Here is a 22,595-nt window from a genome sequence, read left to right as displayed (position 1 = left end):
GCACCGTGCCAATCATGGCTTGACGACTGGAGCTGATGCATCTCGGAGAACACCTCTGAACACTGTCGACAAACGTCAGGCTCTTGGGTCATACTGAGACAGTATCAATAAATATGTTCAATATAGGTGAAAACCCGGGGTGAGAAAATTCATTCTAGATGCAGAATTTAAGTCGGCATTCAGAATAATCATCCTGCGCTAATCGGACCTGAGAGATCAAGGCGGACGCATGTGGACGACGGCTGAGCGATGTGCCAAGAACCAAGTAACCCCCGATCGATGGAGACATCCTTATGAACAACAGACAAACGAGAACGGGGCCTTCCGGGGCCGCAGTGCATATGATTGCCGCCGCCGCGGCTTTGGTCGTTACCGGTGGCGCGCACGCCCTGGAGCTTGATACGGGTAATCCCGACCTCAAGGTGCGCGCCGACACCACACTGCGCTACAACCTGGGTGTTCGCACAGAGAAACAAGATCCCCGTTTGTTGAACTTCGCCACGACTGACGAGGGCGATGCCAAGTTCAAACGTGGTGATATCGTCACCAATCGTCTGGATGTGCTAGGTGAGCTTGATGTCAACTACAAAGGGGTTGTCGGCGCTCGCGTCAGCGCGGCTGCCTGGTACGACCATGCCTACCGAGACCCTTCGGTGTCGTCGCCTGCGGGGTATGCCACTTCGTACAACAACGATCGGTATTCCAACGAAGTTAACCGCTTTGTTCACGGACCTTCGGGTGAAATCCTGGATGCGTTCGTATGGTCCAACTTTGACCTGGGCAACGTGCCGGTCAACGTCAAGTTGGGCAAGCACACGGTGGTGTGGGGTGAAGGCCTGCTCATCGGCGGGCATGCCATTTCCTACGGGCAGTCTCCCGTTGATGGTGTGAAGGCCGTGTCGAGCCCTGGTATTGAGACCAAGGAGGTCTTTCTTCCCATCAATCAGCTGACCTTCAAGGCGCAGGTGACTGACAAGTTGTCTGTTGCGGGTCAGTACGCTCTGGACTGGAAGCCGACACGCGTGCCTTACGCGGGCACGTACCTGATGGGTGCGGACAACGCGCCCGGTGTGGATCGTTTCGCGTTGACGCCATGCAATCCGGCGTTGGGCCCTTTGTCCTGCAGGACCATGGCCAACACAGCGGCCTTGACTTCGGGGGATAAAAATTGGGGTGTTTCAGCCCGTCTGGATGTGGACGCCATTGAATCGACGCTGGGTGCCTACTACCGGGTCTTCAACGATACGAATCCGGAAACCGGCATTCAGCTCGCCAATTTCTACCAAGCTATTCCTGGTGTGGCTGCAACAACCCTTCCAGGTACTTACCGCTTCGTTTACCCGGCCGCTACCAAGGTCATCGGTGTGAGTCTTTCCAAGCCGGTGGGACCCGTGAGCGTTGGCGCCGAACTGTCGTGGCGCAAAGATGCACACCTCAATTCCGTCGCCAGCTATACGACCACCAGCACCGGCGCTACCGGTGACACCTTTCATGCGGTGGTGAACGGGGTGTATCTGCTGCCCAAGACGGGAATTTGGGATACCGGCTCGGTGATTGGTGAACTTGCTTACAGCCGATTGAACAAAATCACGGCCAATGAGAACCTTTTCCGAGGTGTGGGTTATGCAGGCTGCGTGAAGCTCGGCACCAGCGGCGCCACCGCCCAGCCGGGTGACATCTCCGACACCTGCTCCACCAAGAGCTACTGGGAGATGGCGGTTCGCTTCACACCCCAGTATCTGGGCATCATGCCTTCGTGGGATCTGTCGGTTCCGATGGCTGTCAACTACGGGTTGAAGGGCACGGCGGCGACCGGCGGTGGTGGTTTCGAGGGTCGTCTTTCCTGGTCGATCGGCCTCGCCGCCACTTACGCAGGCAAGCACGATTTCAACCTGACCTACGCCGACTCGGCGGTTCCCACCAAATACAACGTGGCCGGTACGGCTGCCATCGGTGGCAATGCACTCAACAGCGCTGTGGGCGCGACCGACCGTGGTCGCCTGCTCTTCACCTACAAGACCTCGTTCTGATCCTCAGGAGTCGCCATCATGAAACTTCAAAATATCCTTTCGCTGGCTGCTATCAGCCTGGCTGTACCTGCTTTTGCCGCCGTGACCGCTGAGGAGGCCAAACAACTGGGGACCACGCTGACCGAGTTCGGTGCCATCAAGGCGGGCAACGCCGACGGCACCATTCCAGCCTACACCGGTGGCTTGACCAAGGCACCTGCAGGCTTCAAGGCAGACAGCGGTTTCTGGATCGATCCGTTCAAGGACGAAAAGCCTGTGCTTCGCATCGACAGCAAGAACATGGCCCAGCACGCAGCGCTGCTGAGCGAAGGCCAGAAGCATTTGCTGTCCAAGAATCCGACGTACTACCTCAACGTGTATCCGACGCACAGGACGGCGGCCTACCCCAAAAAGATCTTGGACGCGACGGTTCGCAATGCAACGACTTGCAAGACGACCAAGGAAGGTCTGGCCATCGACCGCAGCTGCCGTGGTGGCATGCCGTTTCCCATCCCAAAGACGGGATATGAGGTGATGTGGAACCAGATTCTTCGCTACCAGGGTGAGGCGATGACGAACACCACAGCATCGCGCTCTTGGGTCGTCGATTCCTCCGGCAAGGCCGTGATGACGGCTGAGCAGGCCACTGTCCAGGACTTCGTCTACTACCAGACCAATCAGGCTGATCGCGATCCCGACATGGTCTGGCGGACGTATTCGATCAGCAAGTCGCCGGCACGCCGCGCCGGTGAGATGACGGGACTCGCTGATTACCTGGATCCGGTGGCTCGCCCTCGCAGGGCATGGAGTTACACCCCGGGCCTGCGCCGCGTGAAACTCTCTCCAGAGTTTTCGTACGACACCCCTGTGGCCAGCATGGGCGGCGTGACGCTGTTTGACGAACTGTTCGTGTTCTCCGGGACCATGGATCGCTTCGATTTCAAGCTGGTCGGCAAGAAAGAGATGTACATCCAGTACAACGGCTACAAGAACCAGTATGACTGCCCGACGGCTGAAAAGGCCTTGCTGCCGGCACACGTCAATCCGGAGTGCGAGCGTTGGGAAAAGCACCGCGTCTGGGTGGTTGAAGCCACTCTCAAACCTGGTCAGCGTCACGCGTACTCCAAGCGCACCTACTACTTCGATGAAGACCTGAGTGGTGCGGCCAACTACGATGCCTTCGACCAAAGCGGTCAGTTGTATCGCTCTCTGTTCCAGACGACCTCGCCGATGTACGACAAGCAGATTCCCTTTTCTGCAAAGAACGTGGTCTACGACTTCAACAAGGGCATGTACGCCTATGTCAACGACGTGATGGTCGGCGGGTGGCAAGTGCTTTCATCGGTTCGCAGCGAGCGCGAGATGAATCCTGAAGCCGTCGTGTCTCGCGAGTCGGCTCGCTGAGCTTCGCAGTTGGCAGACATCAATCGGATCCCCGGACCATGACTTCATTGCGCGTTTCACTGGGTGCATTCTTCCTGCCGCGTTGGTGCGTTGCTGCGGTGGTCGGGGGTGCGCTGGTGATGACCACCTGGGTGATCGCAGCGCCTGGAGTCGCGTCCGTGGATCTGATGGATGTGCCGTCGCGAAAGCTTGCGACGGCGACGCAAACGATGGTCAGTGGGGTGGCCAGTCAGGGCGGGCGTACCGTCGCGGTGGGGCCGCGAGGTTTGATTCTGCTGTCTGAAGACGGTGGTGGATCGTGGCGCCAGGTCACCAGCCCGGTGTCCACCGATCTCGCCACGGTCCGCTTCGCCGGTCCCAACGTGGTCTGGGCTGTGGGTCACGATGCAGTGGCCCTGCGGTCTTCTGATGGGGGCGCCACATGGGAGCGCATGCTGGACGGTCGCAGTGTGCTGAAGCTGCTGCGTGAAGCTGCCCAAGGTTCTGAACGGCTGGAAGCTGAAATCGAGCGAACGATGGGGCAATCGGCCACTGCTGACGTCTGGCCAGCCCCCTTGCTCGACATCCGGTTCGCCGCCGACGGCCTCGCGGGATTCGCCGTGGGGGGCTTCGGCTTGATCTTGAAGACCACCGATGGTGGAAAGACCTGGCAATCCTGGCAGAGCCAAACCGAGAACGATCAGCGATACCACCTGTATGCGCTGACGGGCAACGATAGCGCGGTGTTCGTCGCGGGTGAACAGGGGCTGGTGATGCGTTTGAACGCCGAGAGTCAGCGCTTCGAACGTGTCGAGACACCCTACAACGGCAGCTACTTCGGTATCGATCTGCTGGGCTCAAGACTGGTCGCCTATGGCCTTCGCGGCAACGCTTTCGTGAGCGAGGACGCCGGGCAGGTGTGGCGAAAAATCGAGACCGGTACCGACGCCAACCTGGTGGGTGCGGTCGCTCATGGTGGTGCGGTGCTTCTGGTGTCGCAGAAGGGGGATGTGCTTACCGTGGATTTCGGTGAGTCGCGTACCTCCATCTACGACCAGGCCCCGGGCGCCGAGGTGTATGGCGCGGCGATGACCAGCTCCCATCGGCTGGCGCTTGCCCGCTTGAATGGCGTCGGTGTGATCGCTGTTTCAGCGCAAGGTAAGTGAAGGTGGCCGATCTATTTGGTCCATGCCAGCGAAAGTTCTGATGTCTGCTCATTCCCAACAACCCGCCATGCCGGTCGTCAGCGATCCGGCCCACTTCGATCGCAAGTCGGGCAGCCGCCTGGAGCAGCTGGTGTTCAACAACCGGTTGCCGGTCTTGCTGCTGTGCCTGATCGCTACCGTGGTGCTGGGCTTCTTCGCATTGAAGCTGGAAGTCAACGCCAGTTTCGAACGGATGATCCCGTCGTCCAGTCCGTACATTCAAAACTACTTTGCCTACCGCAAGGAATTGCCGGGGCTGGGCAACACCGTCCGCATCGTTGTCGAGAACAAGAGCGGTGATGTGTACGACGCAGCCCATCTGGAGAAGCTGCGCAAGATCAACGACACCCTCTACCTGATCCCGGGGGTGGACCGTTCCTGGATGAAGTCGCTCTGGATGCCCATCGTGCGTTGGCGGCAGGTGACGGAAGAGGGCGTGGTGGGTGGTCCTGTCATGCCGCCCGACTACAGCGGCACGCCGGAATCGATCGGCAAGCTCAAGGAGAACGTCGGGCGTTCCGGCATCGTGGGAAGCCTGGTCGCCAACGACTCGCGCTCGACGATGATCATCGCGCCGCTGCTGGACCGCCACCCACAGACGGGTGAGCCGCTGAACTACGGCGAATTCTCGCGGGCCCTGGAAGAGCAGATCCGTTCGTTCGAAGACGAGAGCACCGGCGTCTACATCGTCGGCTTCGCGAAGATCGTCGGCGATCTGATCGCGGGGCTTTATGAGGTGATGCTCTTTTTCGGGCTCTCGGTGGCGGTTGCCGCTCTGTTTGTGTACCTGTATACCCGTTGCATCCGCAGCACCTTGCTGCTGGTCAGCGTGGCTGTTGCCGGGGTGGTGTGGCTGCTGGGATTGATGAGCCTGCTGGGTTACGAGCTGGATCCTTATTCGATCCTGGTGCCGTTCCTGATCTTTGCGATCGGGCTCTCGCACGGTGCCCAGAAGATGAACGGCATCCTGCAGGACGTGGGACGGGGGACGCACAAATACGTCGCCGCTCGCTACACGTTCCGGCGCCTGTTCATGGCGGGCCTCACGGCGCTGCTGACCAACATCGTTGGTTTCGCCGTGCTGGTGATCATCGACATCCCGGTGATCCGCGACCTGGCCCTGACCACCAGCATCGGTATCACGGTGCTGATCTTCACCAAGCTGGTGTTGATCCCGGTAACCTTGTCCTATATCGGCGTGAGTGAGTCCGCGGCCCGTCGGGCTTTGGATGAAGATACCGGGCAGAAGCGCGGCATTCTGGGCCGGGCCTGGAGCGCACTGGACCGTCTGACGGAGCGGCGTGCGGCCACGGTGACCGTCGGTGTGGCTGCGGTGATCACCGTAATTTGTACGGTGGTGATGTTTGACCTGCGCATTGGTGACCTGGATCCGGGCGCACCCGAGTTGCGACAGGACTCGCGCTACAACCGCGACAGCGCCTACATCACGGCCCACTACGGTTTGTCGAGCGACCAGTTCGTGGTCATCATGACCAATCCAGACGATGGCTGCCGCCTGTATGGCACCTTGCAACTGATGGACCAGTTGGCCCAGGCGCTGCGCCAGACGGAAGGCGTGCAGGCCACCAGTTCGCTGGCGGAATCCACGCGCTTCATCACCGCTGCTTTGAACGAGGGCAGTGGCAAGTGGCTCACCATCAGCCGGGACCAGGGCATCACCAACGCGGCGGTGGGTGCGGCCATGATCGCCACCCCGGACATCACCAACACATCGTGTGCCGTGTCGCCCTTGATCGCCTATCTGGCCGACCACAAAGCCGACACGCTCAATCGCGTGCTCAAAGTGAGTGAGGCCTTCGCTGCCGAACACAACAGCTCCAAAGCCGAAGACGGGCCGCGCTTTCTGTTGGCCGCAGGCTCAGCGGGCATCGAAGCGGCCACCAACATCGAGGTCGAACACGGCATCCTGCTGATGTACCTGGCGGTATACGGTGCTACGGCATTGCTGTGCCTGCTGACCTTTCGCAGCCTGCGCGCCACCCTCGTGGCCATGATTCCGCTGGTGATGACCACCATCATCTGCAAGGCGTTGATGGTCTGGATGGGCATCGGTCTCAAAGTGGCGACCTTGCCCGTGATCGCCGTGGGCGTCGGTGTCGGTGTCGACTACGCCCTGTACCTGCTGAGCGTTCAGATTGCCATGCAGCGCCGTGGTGCGACGCTCGCCCAGGCGTACCGAAAGTCACTCGATTTCACCGGTCGCGTCGTTGCGCTGGTGGGCCTGACCATGGCCGCAGGCGTGATCACCTGGGCTTTTTCTCCGATCAAGTTCCAGGCCGACATGGGCATTTTGCTGACATTCATGTTTCTCTGGAACATGGTGGGCGCCTTGGTGCTGATTCCCGCCTTGTCCCATTTCCTGCTGAACCCGAAGCAGCCGACGTCTCACGTGCCAGCGGGCTGAACGCGTCCCCTTTTTCACTCTTCCCCTATTTCTGGAGCAACGCCTGTGTTTGATTTGTTGATGAGTGCCGACATGATGCTGTCCGATCCAGACGGCATGGCCGATATTCTGGTGAAGAAGCTGGGTGTGCACGGCCACCCCAAATGGCGCCAGGCCTTTGATGGGCACCCGTACATCGCTCATTTCTTGCGCGTTCACAAGTCGCTGGCCGTGGCGCCCACCCGCATCGAGCCGCAATGTCATCTGGACCAGCCCAATCCGGGTGACCCGATGTTTCACGACTTCCTGGAGAGCCTCAAGGCCTATCAGGGGCCGCACCGCCCCATGGTGACCCACTCCATCGTGCTCGCTGCGCGGGGCGACAAGTTCGACCAGCTGGTGGAGAAGCTCATGCGCCGGCGCTTGCGGTTCCGCATGGCGCAGCGCACCCCCGACATGCCCTTTGACCGCCTCTGGCTCGGCGCCACGCCCGAAGACCCCCACTACCACCCCTCGGTGGATGGCGGCTTGTGCATCGAGGTCATGCCGCTGGAGCCCTTGCAGATGCCGGCAGACACCTTCATGGTGCCGCCGCCCGAGCCGCGCGATTCCCAGCCGGGCGACATGGTGCGCGTCACCTCGCGTGGCTACATCGTTCGCAACCTCGACGAAACCCTGCGCACGGTGTCGAGCAACCTCGACTGGGAGCCGACCGGCCCGGTGGAGTCGCTGGGCAAAGAGGGCTACCGCCGAGCACGCATGGGTTTCACGGTGCCGCACAGCGCCACCTTGGACGTGATCGAAGCCACCCGCTGGAACGGTGACGCCGGCGTGTACCTGAATTCCTGGGGCCCTGGTCCTTACTACATCCGCATTGCCGTCACCGGCCTCCAGGCCAAGGCCGAAGACCTGAAGGCCCGTGGCACCCGTTTCACCTGGATCGACGAATGTGAAGCGGTGGGTGGCAAATCGCTGATTCGTGTCGACCCGGCCGATGTGCGCGGGCAGTTGTTTGAGTTCGAGGAGTATTGAAGCGATCATGGAAACCACCCTGCACAAACCCGGCTCCAAAGTGCGAGATCAAGCCGCAGCCTCCCGGCCCGCCGTAGAGGTGGAGCGTCGGGGGGCCATTGGCTGGATCGTTCTCAATCGCCCGGACCAGATCAATGCCATCAACGATGACATCCGTCGCGGTGTCCCGACGGCTTTGGCCGAACTGGACGCGGACCCGTCGGTGCGCGTGATCGTGATTCGCGGTGCGGGTGCGAGGGGGTTTTGCGCCGGAGCCGACATCAAGGAGCGGCGGGCGGCCGAGTCATCGGTCCAGGTGCGTCGGCGCATGCAGAAGTCGCGCTGGATCGAGGCGCTGGATCGCACCGAGAAGCCGGTCATCGCCGCTATTCATGGGTATTGCATGGGCGGTGGCCTGGAACTCGCTCTGGCCTGCGATCTGCGGTTCGCCGCACCCGATGCCGTGTTCGCCCTGCCCGAGACCGGTCTGGGGTTGATCCCCGGCGGCGGCGGAACCCAGCGTCTGGGGTCCGTGGTCGGGCCGGGCCGGGCCTTGGACCTGTTGCTGACCGGCGACCGGATGGATGCTTCCCAAGCGTTGACCATCGGCTTGGTCACCCGGGTGGCGGGCAGCGCGCAGGCTCTGGACGACGAGGTCACCGCACTGGCCGAGCGCATTGCCGGCAAGCCGCCCACGGCCACCCTGTTCGTCAAGCAGGCCGCGCGCGCGGCCACGCAGTTGGATCTCAAGAGCGGTCTGGATCTGGAACTGGATCTTTTTGCCATGCTGGTCCCGATGCACGATGTCAAAGAAGCTGCGCTCGCGTTTCGCGAAAAGCGAGTCCCTTGTTTCACCGGTGAATGACGCCGGCACGCCCATCAATTTCTGGAGACCCCATGAGTGAACGCAAACTGGATGGCAAGGTCGCCATCGTCACCGGCGCGGGTGCCGGCCTGGGCGCTGAATGTGCCCGCTCGCTGGCTTTGCATGGCGCCCGGGTCGCTGTGGTGGACATCCACCTGGCGGGGGCGCAGTCCGTGGTCGCAGAGATTGAAGCGGCCGGTGGCCATGCCCTGGCGGTTCAGACCGATCTGACCTCAGAGGCCGAGGTGATGGCGATGGTGGCTGCGGTGATCCAGCACTTTGGCCGTGTGGATGTGTTGCACAACAACGCTGCCGCCTTGGCCCCCGCCCAACGTGCCGGGGACCGCGATGTCTGCAATGTGGATATCGCTGCCTGGGACCAGGCCATGAATGTCAATGCGCGCGGCGCCATGCTGTGCTGCAAGCACACCATTCCCCACATGCTCAAAACCGGTGGGGGATCCATCATCTTTGCGACCTCGGGCTTCGGGTTGCTGGGCGACGTGACGCTGACGGCCTACGCCGCCTCCAAGGCGGCCTTGATGGCGCTGGCACGTTCGGTGGCCGCGCAATACGGCAAACAGGGCATCCGGTCCAACGCCATCATGATCGGCTTCGTGCTCAACGAGCACGCTCAGAAGGGCGTTCCTGAAGAGATCAAGCAGATCCTTCTGGACCAGCACCTGACACCCCAGCTGGGTTCGCCCCGGCAGATCGCCGATGTGGTGAGCTTCCTGGCCAGTGACGAGTCCTCGTTCGTCACCGGCGCGGTGATTCCGGTGGATGGTGGCTTCACCAGCCATTCCCCGTCCATGGTGCCCATGCGCGAGTTTTTCGCCCGCATGGGGTCCAACAAACTCTGACCCAATCTCCATTCGATCATGTCTTTTTCCATGTATGCCGCCAGCGCGGAAGTCTATGTCCGCATGCTGCGCAACCTGCTGACCTGGCTGGACAAAGCTGAAGGGCACGCCAAGGCCAGGGGCTTTGACAGCGGGGTGTTCCTGGGCACGAAGCTGGCGCCCGATATGCTTTCCTTTGGCAAGCAAGTGGCCATCGCCAGCGAGGTGGCGCGGCTGGCCGTTGCACGGCTGGGTGCCATCGATCTCCCTGCGGCTCAAGGTTCCGATGAAAGCTTTGACGGGTTGCGCGTTCGTGTGCGGGATGCCATTGCCTTTGTCGAAGGTGTGTCGCCGGAACAGCTCGCCGGGAGTGCCGAGCGAGCCGTGGTCCTGCCGCAGCGGCATGGCGATCCGCTGCACTTCACCGGTCAGACCTTCCTGCAGCAGTGGTCGTTGCCGAACTTCTTTTTTCACGTGACGACGGCCTATGCGCTGCTGCGTCAGGCCGGTGTGGAATTGGGCAAAGCCGACTACCTGGGGCCGATGACCTGACCTGGCCAAGGCCTGAACGTTTGTCTCCAAGGTGGCAAGTACCGGAACGAAGACCGGTGATTGACACTGCACCCCGTTGAAACCGGGGTGATTGAACACCCTGACAAGCCTTGCTGGTTTGTCAGGGTTTTTTTTGACCGGCGGAAGCGGGAGCGTGGCGTCCTCAGTTCGCCTCGCGCGTCGCGGCTTCAAAGGCTTTGAGCTCGAAGCCCTCAGCCGAAGCCTCGGCCGCACTGAGCGGTGTGTGGCGTGCAATCAGCTTGCGTGCCGCCATGTGGTCGGCTGGCCGGTTGCAGGACTCCACCGCCACCAGACGACCGGCGCGAAAACACAGCACACTGATCTGCCTTTGCTCTACGGAGCCCAGCACGACGGTTTCATCGTGTCCATCGGAGAGGCCGGCAATCTGCAGCTTGAGCTCCCCTTGATCGGTCCAGAACCAGGGCAGGGCGGTGTAGCTGGCGGGTTTGCCCATGAGCCGGGCCGCCACGGTCTTGGCCTGATCGACGGCGTTCTGAACCGATTCGAGCCGGATGGGCTGCTGTGCCCAGGGGCTGGGGAAGCTAACCACGTCGCCAATGGCAGAGATGGCCGGATCGCTGGTGAGCAGCTGCGTGTCCACAACGATGCCGTTGTTGACCGCCAGTCCGGCTTCGCTGGCCAGTTCCGCGTTGGGCAGCACACCAATTCCATACACAACAAGATCGGCCGGCAGCGCTTCACCGCTGGCCAGCTGCACGCCGGTCACATGGCCATCAGCGCCAAGGATGGCCGCCAGACTTTGACCATAGTGAATCCGCACGCCCCAACTGGCGTGGGCCTGATCGAACACCCTGGACGTGACCGTGGAGACCGCCCGCGCCATGGGCCGTGTACCGAGCTCCAGGACATCCACCGAGATGCCGCGCGCGGCCGCGACGGCAGCGAACTCCAAGCCGATGAAGCCCGCGCCGATGACCACCGCGCGTTTTGCATGGCCCAGGCGTTGTGACAACCCGTCCGCATCGGCCAGGCTGCGCAACCCGAACACGCCGTCGAGCTCCATGCCTGGGACACTTGGCACGCGGTTGCGCGCGCCTGTGGCCAGCACCAGGTGCTCGTAGCTGAGCTTTTCGCCACTCGTGAGAAGCAGCTGGCGATGGTCACGATCGATGGCGGCCACGCTGCCCTGTATGCGTGCAATACGGTGTTCGTCAAAGTACTCAGGCGGACGAAAACGCAGTGCCGCCACGCCGACTTTTCCCAGCAGATAGGCCTTGGACAGTGGCGGGCGCTGGTAGGGCACGCCGGGTTCGTCGCCGACGAGCGTGATCGCTCCATCGAACCCCTCTTGCCGCAGTGATGCCGCAACCTGATAACCGGCTTGGCCGGCACCGACGATGACGATGGTGTTGATTGACATGGGAGTTCAGTCTGAATGGGTTGGGGCAGGGGCGGTGCTGTGGTCAAAGGTCGGGTAGCGACCCAGAACGAGCAAGGCCAGACCCCCGGTGAGAAACAGGGGACCGCAGACCATCAGCGTCGCCTGGTAGGTGCCGGTGCTCCGGTAGAGCTGTCCGAAAAGCCAGGGTGCCAGTGTGGAGGCCAGGGTGATCAGGCCGAGGTGAATGCCGAACAGGCGGCCGTAGTCGCGCATGCCGAAGTACCGCGACACGAGGAACGCCGCCAGGTCGAATTCAGCACCCGCGCCAATGCCCACGAGCATGACACCGACAACCAGCAAGATGGTGTCGTCTGCACCGCTGGTGCCCAGCAGCAGACATCCCAGGGCAGGCAAGCTCAAGGCCACGGCGGCCACGCCGGGCGCCCAGAGTCGGTCGACCAGGTAGCCGACAACCACCCGCCCCAGGATCAGTGAGAGGCCAAAGCTGCCGAAGATGCGCGCGGCATCCACGGCTTCGAGACCCTTGTCGCGCAGCAAGGGAACACCGTTCGTGACCAGGGTCACCACACAGGCCACCACCATGGACAGGGCGATGTTCAGGAGCCAGAAACGGGGATTTCGCACGCCCTCGCGCAACGAGACGCCTGCCACCCACTCTGACGAGGATGCCTGCTTGCTGGGCGTGCGAGCCGGTGCGCGAGTGGGCTCTTTCATCCATGCGAGAACCAGCGGCAACACCAAGGTGACAGGGAGGGCCGCGAGCAACCAGAAAGCCGCTTGCCAGTTCCATCGTGTGATCACCGCACTCACCGCAGAGGGAATCAGCATGGCGGCCAGTCCGGTGCCAGACAGCACCAGCGCCAGCGCGAGACCGCGATTGTGTTCAAACCACAGGTTCACCAGGTGGGTCCACGTGACGTGCATGGTGCCCATGCTGGCCATGGACATCAGGAAGAAGCTCAGATAAAGCGTCACGATGGACGGCCCCATGCGTGTCATGCCCATGAAGGTCAGGGACAGCACGCACAGCGAAATCACGGTGACGCGCTTCATGCCAAAGCGCAAATTGAGCCAGCCCACGATTTGGGAGGCCACCACCGACCCCAGAAACATGAAGCTCACCGCCGACTGGAGATCGGCGCGGGCCCAGTCAAACGTCTGTTGCAGTGGAACCATCATCGCACCGTACGCATACAGCATGGATGAGTTGGAATTGATCGCCAGTCCCAGCGTGGCCAGGACCACGATGCGCCAGGCGCGTTTGAACTCGGTCAGATCAATGCCCAACCCACGTGGGCCATGTGAGCTGCTGGAGTTGTGTTGTGTCATTCGGTCATACCGGGGAAGGTGAGGGGGTTCTGCTTTGCCGACGCAGGCGGAGGTACGAGCGGATCACTCGCGCACGAGCAGCAGTGAACCGGCGAGCGGTCCTCCACCGGCTGCCGCGATCGCGACCCGATGCGGTGCGATCTGGCGCAGCCCGGCGCGGCCCCAGAGTTGGGTACAGGCTTCATGCACATAGCCCAGGCCGTGGGTCCTGCCGCCCGAGAGCTGGCCACCGTTGGTGTTGATCGGCAGCACGCCGTCGCGGGCGATGCGCGCACCGCCTTCGACAAAGCGACCACTTTCACCCACCGGGCACAGTCCCAGGGCTTCCAGCCACAGCAGGGTGAGGATGGAGAAACCGTCGTACAGCTGGGCACTGCCCACATCGGCGGGTTTGAGGTCGGTTCGTTGCCACATCATGTGGGCGGCGTCGATGCTGGCCCCACCGGTCAGGGAAATCTGGTCCCAGGACCAGGGCTGGTGCAGGGCCGATCCGATCGCCTCCAGACGGATGGGGGGATTGGGCCCATCGCGCGCCGCATCCATGCGCGAGAGCACGATCGCGGTAGCCCCGTCACAGTGCACGTCGCAATCCAACATGCGCAGCGGCGTCGAGATCATGCGCGACGCCATGTAGTCGTCCATCGTCATGGGCGTGCGGTACACGGCTTTCGGGTTGACCACGGCATTGGCGCGACAGGTCAGGGCGATCTGGGCCAGTTGCTCCTCGGTGGTCCCGTATTCGTGGAAGTGCCGCTGTGCGTACATCGCCATCAGATTGATGGCCGAATGCACTTCGTAGGGGGTGTACCACTGCCAGAAGAAGCTGCTGTCACGGCCGGCGGTCTTGTTGCTCAAGGCATTGGCGTTCTTGTCGACCCTCCGGGCGCTCGCTTCGGTGATCGTGCGAAACACCAGCACATGGCGGCACAGGCCTGCGGCAATCGCCATCGCGCCGTTGATCACGCCGGCCAAGGGTCCTGGTCCTTCATAGCCTCCGCCATACCAGTTGACCTTGAGCCCCATGGTGCCGATCAGGGCATTGGGTCCGACGGGTGAAAAACTGTTGCCGTTGTTGTTGTCGCCCGGCCAGCAGGCCACGCCATCGATGTCCTCCCGGGTGAGCCCAGCGTCGGCAATGGCTTCCAGGCAAGCGTCCAGGGTCAGGCGCATGGCGGATTTGTCGGAGGGGCGCGCCACCTCGGACTGGCCCACCCCCGCAATCGCCACGTTCTTTTCGTACAGGTGATCGAACATCATTCGGCTTTCTCGAACAGGGGAAGCCAGACGTCTTCGTGCTGCTCAAAGCGCACTTGAACCGGCATGTCGATCCGCACCTGTTCGGGCGGCATCCCCACCACATTGCTGAGCAGGCGCAAGCCGGGCTGATCATCGAGCTCGATGATGGCGACGACGTAATGTTCGGTCAGCTCGGGTTTCCAGGCCTGGTGATTCACGGTGAACGTGGCCACGTGGCCGCGACCACTTGTGGGCTCCGGGGCCACCTCCATCGAGCCGCAGCGTGGGCACATCGGTGCGGGTGGATGGAAGAAGCGCCTGCAGGCGCCGCAGCGATGGATCATCAGCCGACCAGATTCCCCGCCCTGCCAGAAGGCCGACGAATCGCTGGTGATCTGGGGCAGTTTTCGTGGCATGGACAGGTGGTGTGTGAAGCAGACAGCGGGTGTGGTCAGGGTCACCACGAATTGACGTGGAGGGTTCGAACGAGTTTAATAGCTGAACAGATTACGTCAATATGTCTAACTACTGGTTTACACCAACTACCCGCACTTATGACTGAACTTTCTTTGGCGAACCGCCATATTGTTGTGACCGGTGGCCTGGGCGTGCTGGGCCGCGCGGTCGGGGCCGTGCTCGCCGAGCACGGCGCGCGCGTGGTCCTGCTCGATCGTGCCCCAGCTCACGATGTACCCGGAATGGCTGCTGTGATCGGTGGCGTTGATCTGACCGACCCGGACGCCACACGGTCTGCGTTCGACCAGGCTGGTGAGCGGCTCAATGGCTTCGACGGTCTGGTGAACGTGGCCGGTGGTTTCCGCTGGGAAACGCTGGAAACCGGGAGCCTGGAGTCCTGGGACGCACTCTACGCGATGAACCTGCGCAGCACCGTGGTGGCGTGCCGTGAGGCCTTGCCCCGTCTGGTGAAGGCGGGCGGGTCGGGCATCATCAACGTGGGGGCTCTGGCCGCTCAAAAGGCGGGTGCGGGCATGGGTGCCTATGCGGCGTCCAAGGCGGGCGTCGCCCGGCTGACCGAAGCACTGGCCGAAGAACTGAAAGACCGCGGTGTGCGTGTGAACGCGGTTCTGCCGAGCATTCTGGATACCCCCGCCAACCGGGCCGACATGCCCGACGCAGACGCCACGCGCTGGGTGCCACCACGCTCGCTGGCTGCAGTCATCGCATTTTTGTTGTCGGACGACGCCAGTGCTGTCACCGGTGCCTGCATCCCTGTGGCGGGTCGGGTTTGATGATGGACAACCTGAACGTGTTTTCCGAGTCTTCTTCATCCACGGCCGCCGGATCGACGGGCGGCAGCACCATGACATGGTCCGACCGCTACCTGCTCGGGCACAACGGCATGGACGACACCCACCGCGAATTTGTCGAGTGCGTGGCAGCTCTTCAATTGGCAGAAGATGCCGACCTCGCTGAATGCCTGGCCGCTTTCGAGGCACATGCCGTCGAGCATTTCGAACAGGAAAGGCGCTGGATGGACAGCACCGCATTTCCTGCCGCGCAGTGCCACGTGGACGAGCACACCGCGGTCCTCAACTCCGTGCATGAGGTACAGGAGATGCTGCGCAACGGAGGGTCCCGGCAGGTGGCTCGCGATCTCGCCCGTGCGCTCGCGGACTGGTTTCCCGGACACGCGGATTACATGGATGCCTCTCTCTCCCAGTGGCTGATCAAACGCAGTCATGGTGGGAAACCCGTGGTGCTTCGCCGGCGGATGGACCCCGCTGACGCACCGGTTCCGCCCGAGGCCGATTGAATCCTCGCTCACGCCAGGTTCGCTGTTGACCCTGGTTTCCACTTTCCCCAAAGAGACACGCTATGAGACTTGTGACATTTCAGACACCAGGTGAAGCGGCCCGCGCCGGCGCATTCATCGAGAGCGATCAGGCGGTGCTGGATTTGCGGCAGGCCGCACAGGCCGTGCACGGCGGCAGCGCCGATGCGCTGGCCAGCGTGCTGTCGCTGATCGAAGCGGGGCCTGCGGCTTCCGAGCTGGCGCGAGGCTTGATCGCGCGCGCGCCCAGCGTGGCGGTTCGGCAGCGGAGCGAGGTCAAGATCCTGGCGCCCATTCAACCCCCGCCACAGATGCGCGATGCCTCGTGTTTCGAGCTGCACCTGCGCCAGAGCTTCGCGGCCGCGCGGCGGGCCCGCGCGGCGCGCACACCGGACCCAGAAGCCACGCTGAAGGCCATGAACACACGCGCCGACGATCGCGTGATCGAGACCTTTCAGCGCCAGCCCATCTACTACAAGTGCAACCGCTTCGCGACCATCGGCGCGGACGACGATGTGGTCTGGCCCAGCTACAGCAAGCTGCTGGACTTTGAACTCGAGTTCGGTTTCTACATGGGTGCGCGGGCCAAGGACGTGCCCAAAGAGAAAGCGCGCGAGTTCATTTTTGGCTACACGATCTTCAACGACATCAGCGCGCGCGATGCGCAGGCCGTGGAAATGGGCGGCATGCTCGGGCCGGCCAAGGGCAAGGACTTTGACACCGGCAACGTGATGGGCCCCTGTCTCGTGACGGTCGATGAACTGCCCGATCCCTACAACCTGAGCATGGTCGCCCGCGTCAATGGCGAGGAATGGGGGCGCGGCAACTCACGCGACATGTACTGGAAGTTCGAGGACGTGATCGCGCACATTTCGCGCTCCGAAACCCTGTACCCGGGCGAGTTCTTCGGGTCGGGCACGGTGGGCAATGGCTGCGGCCTGGAGCAGATGCGTTACCTCAAGCCCGGTGACATGGTGGAGCTGGAGGTCGAAGGCATTGGCCTGCTGCGCACGCGCATCACCCAGCCATCCACCCAGCCCATCCCCCAGCTCTGAGGAAGGGGCCGCTCGCGGGTACTGGGCGCCGTCGTCATGAAGGGGAGGCGGCGCACAACATGCCTTCGAGCGCCGTGAGCAGGTTGCTTAACGTGCCCTCGGCCGACCAGAACGCATGGGTGGTTTCGGTGCGTTCCAGGCTCGCCTCACGGGCCGCCAGGATGGCGCGCAATGAAATGCTCATGAACACCAGGCGCTGTTCCAGCACCGCCGCAGGGACGGCCGTGACCAGCTGCCGGATGTGCGCCAGGCAACGCTGGTAGCCCGTGTTCAGGCCGCCCTCCAGCACCTCGTTGAGCAGCCCCCGGTTCTGCAGCGCGAGCAGGCTGATGAAGCGCAGGTAGGTGTCTTCCTCGCCGTTGGCCTCGCCCAGGTTGATCGAGGGAAACACCAGCACTTCCAGGACCTGGCGCAGGTGCCTGGGCCCACCCTCGGCCTCCATCTGGTCCAGTGCGGCGTTGCGCCGGTCGTCGATCAGTTTTGCGGTGTCGACGATCAGTTCACGGACGAGGGCGTCCTTGGTCCGGAAGTAGTAGTGCAGCGACCCGGAGTTCTTTTGCTCGCTCGCGGCCACGATTTCCCGCACGGTCACGCCGTCGATACCGCGCCGGGCAAACAGCCGTCTGGCCGAGAGTTTGATGTGCTCACGGGTGTCGTTTCCGCTCATGGATGGCTTCTTTTCTTTGGGGGTTGCATGAATTAGGTCATTTGCTTTAACATGATGACCTAAATGCCCGAGGGCAGGCATTCATCCTACTGGACACCATGGAGGACACCTTGCAAGAACTCAATTTCGACCAGCGCCGCGTGCTGGTGGTGGGGGGCTCCAGCGGCATCGGCAATGGCATCGCCCAGGCATTCCGGGGGCGCGGTGCCGACGTGCACGTGTGGGGCACGCGTGCCAGCGCGGTGGACTACGCGGCAGAAAAGGGCTCCAACCTGGAGGGGTTGCACTACGCGCAATGCGATGTGGCGAACAGCGCTGCCGTTGCCGCCCTGCAGCCCGGTTTTGATGCGCTGGACGTGCTGGTGCTGTGCCAGGGCATTGTTCGGTACGGGCGGGACGAGTTCGAGCCCGAAGGGTTCCGCAACGTGGTGGATGTCAATCTCAACAGCCTGATGGATTGCGCACACAAGTTCCACGGCATGCTCAAGCAGCGCCGGGGGGCGCTGATCATCATCAGCTCGCTGGCGGGCTTTGCGGCCCGCATCGGCAATCCGGCCTATGCGGCTTCGAAGGCGGGTGCCATCTCGCTCACCAAATCCCTGGGTGAGGCATGGGCCCGGGACGGCATCCGTGTCAACGGCGTGGCCCCCGGCCTGGTGCCGTCCAAGCTCACCGGGGTCACCTTTGACGACCCCGATCGGGCCGCCAAGGTGCTGCGTGGCATCCCGGCCGGCCGCTTTGGCACGCCACAGGACATCGCAGGCCCGGTGCTCTTCCTGGCCTCGCCCCTCGCGTCGTACGTGGTGGGGCAAACCATCCTGGCGGATGGCGGCAAAGGCCTGTCCTGACGGACTTGGGCGCCACTCACTCTCCTTCACGAACTTCAAAGACGAGGCATCACCATGGGCTGGGATTTCGAGACCGAACCTGCTTTTCAGGCCAAACTGGACTGGATCACCACCTTCGTGCGCGAGGAGGTGGATCCGCTGGAATTCGTGCTGGGCAACCACTACGACGTCAAGCACCCCGACAACGTGCGCTTGATCCGGCCGCTGCAGCAGCGGGTCAAGGCCCAGGGTTTGTGGGCCTGTCACCTGGGCAAGGAACTGGGCGGGCAGGGCTACGGCCAGGTACAGTTGGCGCTGATGAACGAGATTCTGGGCGCCGCCCGGTTCGGCCCCATCGTTTTTGGCTGCCAGGCGCCCGACACCGGCAACGCCGAAATCCTGGCGCACTTCGGGACCCCCGACCAGAAAGTCCGCTACCTGCAGCCTTTGTTGGACAACCACATCGTGTCCTGCTTCTCCATGACCGAGCCGCAAGGCGGCGCCGACCCGCTGGAGATCCGCACCCGTGCGGTGCTGGAGGGCGATCATTGGGTGATCGAGGGCGAAAAATGGTTCGCGTCCAACGCCAGCCTGGCGGAGTTCTTCATCGTGATGGCGCAGAGCGAGCCCGATGCCGCGCCTCACCAGCGCATCTCGGCGTTCATCGTGCCCGCAGAAACCCCCGGCATCGAGATCGTGCGCGACTGCGGCTACGGCACCGGGACCAAGACCCACGCGTACGTGCGTTTCCATCAGGTCCGTGTGCCGGCCGACCACATCCTGGGCCAGCGGGGCCAGGGTTTTCTGGTGGCGCAAACCCGGCTCGGGGGCGGGCGCATTCACCATGCCATGCGCACCATCGCCAAGGCCAAAAAAGCGCTGGACTACATGCTGCGGCGGGCCGTCTCCCGCAGCACCAAAGGCTCGCTGCTGTCACAGAAACAGATGGTGCAGGAGCGCATCGCGGACTCGTGGATCCAGCTCGAACAGTTCCGGTTGCTGGTCATGCGCACGGCTTGGCTGATCGACAAGCACCAGGACTATCGAATGGTTCGCAAGGACATCGCGGCGGTGAAAGCCGCCATGCCCAAGGTGTTGCACGACATCGCCAGCCACGCGCTGCAGGTGCACGGTTCGCTGGGCTTGTCCGATGAAATGCCGTTCATGCACTGGATCACCGAGTCGTACTTCCTGGGTCTGGCGGACGGCCCAACCGAGGTGCACAAGGTGACGGTGGCAGAACAACTCACGAGGCATGTTGTGCCCGACGACAGCCCCTTTCCCGACTACCACCTGCCGCAGCGCGCACAGGCGGCCAGAGATCGGTATGCCGACATGCTGGAGGCCGATCTGCCATGAGCGATGCACAGGAGAGGCTCGCGTCCATTGACTTTCTGCGCCTGAATCACTGGCTGCGGGTGCAGGGTCTGGCCGATGGGGAGGTGGAAGCCCCCACCCTGCTGGCCGGCGGCACCCAGAACCTGATCGTGCGTTTCCGCTGTGGTGGTCGGGCGTTCGTCTTGCGCAAGGCGGCGGGCACGGCCTACGCCAACGGCAGTGAAACCATGCGTCGTGAAGCCCGGATCCTGGCGGCGCTGGCCGGCACCGACGTGCCCCATGCCCGCCTTATCGCGGCCTGCGACGACGATGCGGTGCTGGGCGGCGCGTTTTACCTCATGGAGCCCGTGGAGGGCTTCAACGTGGGCATGGGCATGCCCGAGCCTCACGCCAGCCAGCCCGCGATGCGGCGCGCCATGGGGTTCGCTCTGATCGACGGGTTGGCCGCGCTGCGACGTGTGGACCCTGTGGCTGCGGGTCTTTCCGACCTGGGCCATCTCGATGGTTTTCTGGAGCGCCAGGTCGGCCGCTGGCGGACCCAGCTGGAGAGCTATGCCCGCTACGAGGGCTGGCCAGGCGCCAACGGGCTGCCGCAGGTGGAAGCTGTAGGGCGCTGGCTGGAGCAACACATGCCCAAAGGTTTCACGCCCGGCATCCTGCACGGCGATTACCACATCAAGAACGTGCTGTTCCGTCCAGACAGTTCGGCGCTGGCCGCCATCGTCGATTGGGAACTGAGCACGGTGGGTGACCCGATGATCGACCTCGGGTGGCTGATGGCCACCTGGCGGGGGCAGGGCGCGGACGACCCCGGATCGCCCATCGAAATCGAGCCCTGGTCGGGGTTCCCCACGGCGGTCGAGCTGGTGGACTGTTACGCCGAGCGCACCGGAGCCGATGTGTCTCAGGCGCGTTGGTACGGCGTGTTGGCCTGCTACAAGCTGGGCCTGTTGCTGGAAGGCACCTTTGCGAGGACTTGCGCGGGCCAGGCCGATCAGGCGCTGGGCCAACGCTTTCACCACAACGCCGTCAATCTGCTGCAACGTGCAGCGAGGTGGACCGAATGAACACACCCATGGACAACACACCGGGGTGGACCACTGGGAACCGCGACACCCCGGTCGCGGCCCTGGCGCGCGCCGTGGCCGCGCACCCGCACAAAGTGCTGTTCGATTTCAGCGGGGAAACCACCACCTACGCCGAGTTCGACGCGCTCACCAACCGAATGGCCCATGCGCTGAGGGCATTGGGGGTGAAGACCGGCGCCACGGTCACCTCCTTGTTCGACAACCACCTCGACGCGGTGGTGCTCTGGATCGCGCTCAACAAGCTGGGTGCCGTGAGCGTGCCGCTGAACACCGCGCTCAAGGGCGAGTTCCTGCGCCACCAGGTGGTGGACTCGGGGGCCGAGATCGTCGTGTGTGACGCGGTCTATGCGCCGCGCCTGTTCGAGGTCTCGGAGCACATCGGCAACGTCAAGCGCGCGCTGGTTCGCGGAACGCTGGAAGTCCGTCCATCCGTTGGCTTTGCGATCGAACACCTGGACGAGCACCGGGGGTTTGATGCCGCGCCCATAGCCGAGCTGCCCGACCCTGCAGCGCTCAACGCCCTGATCTACACCTCCGGCACCACCGGCCCGTCCAAGGGCTGCATGATCAGTGGCAACCAGATGTGCCACGTGGCCCGCCTGCTCTTGCGGGCGGCGCCGTTCGGCCCGGACGATGTGCTCTGGACCCCGCTGCCGCTGTACCACATGAACGCGATCGCGACCGGCGTGGTGTCCACGTTGCTGGTCGGCGCGACGATCTCGATCGCCCCAAGGTTTTCGGTCAGCGGCTTCTGGCCCGCCGTGGAGGCCTCGAGCGCCACCGTGGTGTCGATCCTGGGCGCGCTCGGCACGCTGCTTGCTCAGGCGCCGGACAACGACGCCATGCAACGCTGCTTTGGCCAGATCCACACGGTCAAGGGCAATCCGTTCCCAGAGGAAATCAAGGCCATCTGGCGCACGCGTTTCGGTGCACGCCAGATCGGATCCAACGCTTATGGATTGACGGAGGCACTGATCACATCGGTGCCCGCAGGTGAACCGGTGCCGCCGGGTTCGTCGGGACGCTGTGCGCCCGAGTTTGATGTGCGCATCTTTGACGACCAAGACAATCCGCTGCCGCCGGGTCAGGCCGGTGAGGTGGTGTGTCGCCCCCTGCACCCCGACATCATGTTCAAGGGCTACTGGCGCCGCGCCGAGGACACGCAGAAGGTGATGGGGAACATGTGGTTCCACACGGGCGACATTGGCAAGTTCGACGAGGCCGGGTTCTTCTATTTTGTGGACCGAAAGAAGGACTACCTGCGCCGACGCGGGGAGAACATCTCCAGCTTCGAAATGGAGTCGGCGATCTTGCTGCACCCCGATGTCGAGCAGGTCGCGGTGCATGCCGTGCGGTCGAACCTGGGCGAGGACGATCTCAAGGTCACCGCCATGCTGGTGGCGCACGCCCAACTCACCGAGGAAGCCTTGTGCCGCTGGCTGGTGGACCGGGTGCCTTACTACGCTGTGCCCCGCTACATCGAGTTCCGGTCGGGGCTGCCGGTCAACCCGCAAGGGCGGGTGCTGAAGTACCAGCTGCGCGACGAAGGCGTGACACCCGCCACCTGGGACATCGAAAAGTCCAGCATCAAAGTGCAGCGCTGAAGCT

General features: G+C 63.0%; 20 protein-coding genes. 15 read left to right on the top strand and 5 right to left on the bottom strand.

The window, feature by feature from the left end; all coding sequences use genetic code 11:
- Window positions 1-293 precede the first annotated feature (293 nt).
- From AC0GNR_RS13330 to AC0GNR_RS13295, 8 genes are read left to right on the top strand one after another with little or no spacing between them, the layout of a single operon-like run.
- Window positions 294-2,030, top strand: coding sequence for a DUF1302 domain-containing protein (locus AC0GNR_RS13330; RefSeq protein WP_472901430.1), 1,737 nt, complete (start codon window positions 294-296; stop codon window positions 2,028-2,030).
- An 18-nt stretch (window positions 2,031-2,048) separates the two neighbouring features.
- A complete protein-coding gene (locus AC0GNR_RS13325; RefSeq protein ID WP_472901429.1) occupies window positions 2,049-3,413 on the top strand; it encodes a DUF1329 domain-containing protein in 1,365 nt (454 codons plus the stop codon).
- Window positions 3,414-3,451: 38 nt separating this feature from the next.
- A complete protein-coding gene (locus AC0GNR_RS13320) occupies window positions 3,452-4,558 on the top strand; it encodes a YCF48-related protein (protein WP_472901428.1) in 1,107 nt (368 codons plus the stop codon).
- Between the two features lie 40 nt (window positions 4,559-4,598).
- On the top strand, window positions 4,599-7,022 hold the full coding sequence (locus AC0GNR_RS13315; protein WP_472901427.1) for an efflux RND transporter permease subunit: 2,424 nt from the start codon (window positions 4,599-4,601) through the stop codon (window positions 7,020-7,022).
- A 45-nt stretch (window positions 7,023-7,067) separates the two neighbouring features.
- Window positions 7,068-8,033 carry a VOC family protein gene (locus AC0GNR_RS13310; RefSeq protein ID WP_472901426.1) on the top strand — a complete coding sequence of 322 codons (966 nt, stop codon included), beginning with the start codon at window positions 7,068-7,070 and terminating at the stop codon, window positions 8,031-8,033.
- A gap of 7 nt (window positions 8,034-8,040) precedes the next feature.
- On the top strand, window positions 8,041-8,877 hold the full coding sequence (locus tag AC0GNR_RS13305; protein WP_472901425.1) for an enoyl-CoA hydratase/isomerase family protein: 837 nt from the start codon (window positions 8,041-8,043) through the stop codon (window positions 8,875-8,877).
- A gap of 32 nt (window positions 8,878-8,909) precedes the next feature.
- Window positions 8,910-9,740, top strand: coding sequence for an SDR family NAD(P)-dependent oxidoreductase (locus AC0GNR_RS13300; protein WP_310565274.1), 831 nt, complete (start codon window positions 8,910-8,912; stop codon window positions 9,738-9,740).
- 18 nt (window positions 9,741-9,758) lie between these two features.
- Complete coding sequence (locus AC0GNR_RS13295; protein ID WP_310565275.1) at window positions 9,759-10,271, top strand: DUF1993 domain-containing protein; 513 nt, start codon at window positions 9,759-9,761, stop codon at window positions 10,269-10,271.
- A 163-nt stretch (window positions 10,272-10,434) separates the two neighbouring features.
- Here AC0GNR_RS13295 and AC0GNR_RS13290 read toward each other — a convergent pair whose 3' ends face one another.
- The 4 genes from AC0GNR_RS13290 to AC0GNR_RS13275 form a co-directional block, all read right to left on the bottom strand.
- The gene (locus tag AC0GNR_RS13290; RefSeq protein ID WP_472901424.1) at window positions 10,435-11,673 is read right to left on the bottom strand and encodes an NAD(P)/FAD-dependent oxidoreductase; all 1,239 of its coding nucleotides are present in this window, start codon (window positions 11,671-11,673) and stop codon (window positions 10,435-10,437) included.
- Window positions 11,674-11,679: 6 nt separating this feature from the next.
- Window positions 11,680-12,984, bottom strand: coding sequence for an MFS transporter (locus AC0GNR_RS13285; RefSeq protein ID WP_472901423.1), 1,305 nt, complete (start codon window positions 12,982-12,984; stop codon window positions 11,680-11,682).
- 63 nt (window positions 12,985-13,047) lie between these two features.
- On the bottom strand, window positions 13,048-14,241 hold the full coding sequence (locus tag AC0GNR_RS13280; RefSeq protein WP_472901422.1) for a thiolase family protein: 1,194 nt from the start codon (window positions 14,239-14,241) through the stop codon (window positions 13,048-13,050).
- A complete protein-coding gene (locus AC0GNR_RS13275) occupies window positions 14,238-14,636 on the bottom strand; it encodes a Zn-ribbon domain-containing OB-fold protein (RefSeq protein ID WP_472901421.1) in 399 nt (132 codons plus the stop codon). Before AC0GNR_RS13275 ends, AC0GNR_RS13280 begins: the two co-directional genes overlap by 4 nt.
- A gap of 138 nt (window positions 14,637-14,774) precedes the next feature.
- Between AC0GNR_RS13275 and AC0GNR_RS13270 the strand changes: the two genes are divergently transcribed.
- The 3 genes from AC0GNR_RS13270 to AC0GNR_RS13260 all read left to right on the top strand — a co-directional run bounded on the left by AC0GNR_RS13270 (window position 14,775) and on the right by AC0GNR_RS13260 (window position 17,067).
- Complete coding sequence (locus tag AC0GNR_RS13270) at window positions 14,775-15,470, top strand: SDR family oxidoreductase (protein WP_472901420.1); 696 nt, start codon at window positions 14,775-14,777, stop codon at window positions 15,468-15,470.
- Window positions 15,470-15,994 (top strand): bacteriohemerythrin, encoded by a 525-nt coding sequence (locus AC0GNR_RS13265; RefSeq protein ID WP_472901433.1) that lies wholly within the window; start codon window positions 15,470-15,472, stop codon window positions 15,992-15,994. Before AC0GNR_RS13270 ends, AC0GNR_RS13265 begins: the two co-directional genes overlap by 1 nt.
- 62 nt (window positions 15,995-16,056) lie before the next feature.
- Entirely contained in the window at window positions 16,057-17,067 is a 1,011-nt protein-coding gene (locus AC0GNR_RS13260; protein ID WP_472901419.1) for a fumarylacetoacetate hydrolase family protein, read from the top strand.
- Between the two features lie 34 nt (window positions 17,068-17,101).
- Here AC0GNR_RS13260 and AC0GNR_RS13255 read toward each other — a convergent pair whose 3' ends face one another.
- Window positions 17,102-17,734 (bottom strand): TetR/AcrR family transcriptional regulator, encoded by a 633-nt coding sequence (locus AC0GNR_RS13255; protein ID WP_472901418.1) that lies wholly within the window; start codon window positions 17,732-17,734, stop codon window positions 17,102-17,104.
- A 98-nt stretch (window positions 17,735-17,832) separates the two neighbouring features.
- Between AC0GNR_RS13255 and AC0GNR_RS13250 the strand changes: the two genes are divergently transcribed.
- From AC0GNR_RS13250 to AC0GNR_RS13235, 4 genes are read left to right on the top strand one after another with little or no spacing between them, the layout of a single operon-like run.
- Window positions 17,833-18,582: an SDR family NAD(P)-dependent oxidoreductase gene (locus AC0GNR_RS13250; RefSeq protein ID WP_472901417.1), complete on the top strand. Its 750-nt coding sequence runs from the start codon at window positions 17,833-17,835 to the stop codon at window positions 18,580-18,582.
- A gap of 54 nt (window positions 18,583-18,636) precedes the next feature.
- Window positions 18,637-19,920 (top strand): acyl-CoA dehydrogenase family protein, encoded by a 1,284-nt coding sequence (locus AC0GNR_RS13245; protein ID WP_472901416.1) that lies wholly within the window; start codon window positions 18,637-18,639, stop codon window positions 19,918-19,920.
- Window positions 19,917-20,966 carry a phosphotransferase family protein gene (locus tag AC0GNR_RS13240; RefSeq protein WP_472901415.1) on the top strand — a complete coding sequence of 350 codons (1,050 nt, stop codon included), beginning with the start codon at window positions 19,917-19,919 and terminating at the stop codon, window positions 20,964-20,966. Before AC0GNR_RS13245 ends, AC0GNR_RS13240 begins: the two co-directional genes overlap by 4 nt.
- Window positions 20,963-22,591: an AMP-binding protein gene (locus tag AC0GNR_RS13235; protein ID WP_472901414.1), complete on the top strand. Its 1,629-nt coding sequence runs from the start codon at window positions 20,963-20,965 to the stop codon at window positions 22,589-22,591. Before AC0GNR_RS13240 ends, AC0GNR_RS13235 begins: the two co-directional genes overlap by 4 nt.
- The last annotated feature ends 4 nt before the right edge of the window (window positions 22,592-22,595 follow it).

The organism is Hydrogenophaga sp. LT287 (assembly GCF_055702805.1).
This window is presented reverse-complemented; position numbering and strand designations above follow the sequence as displayed.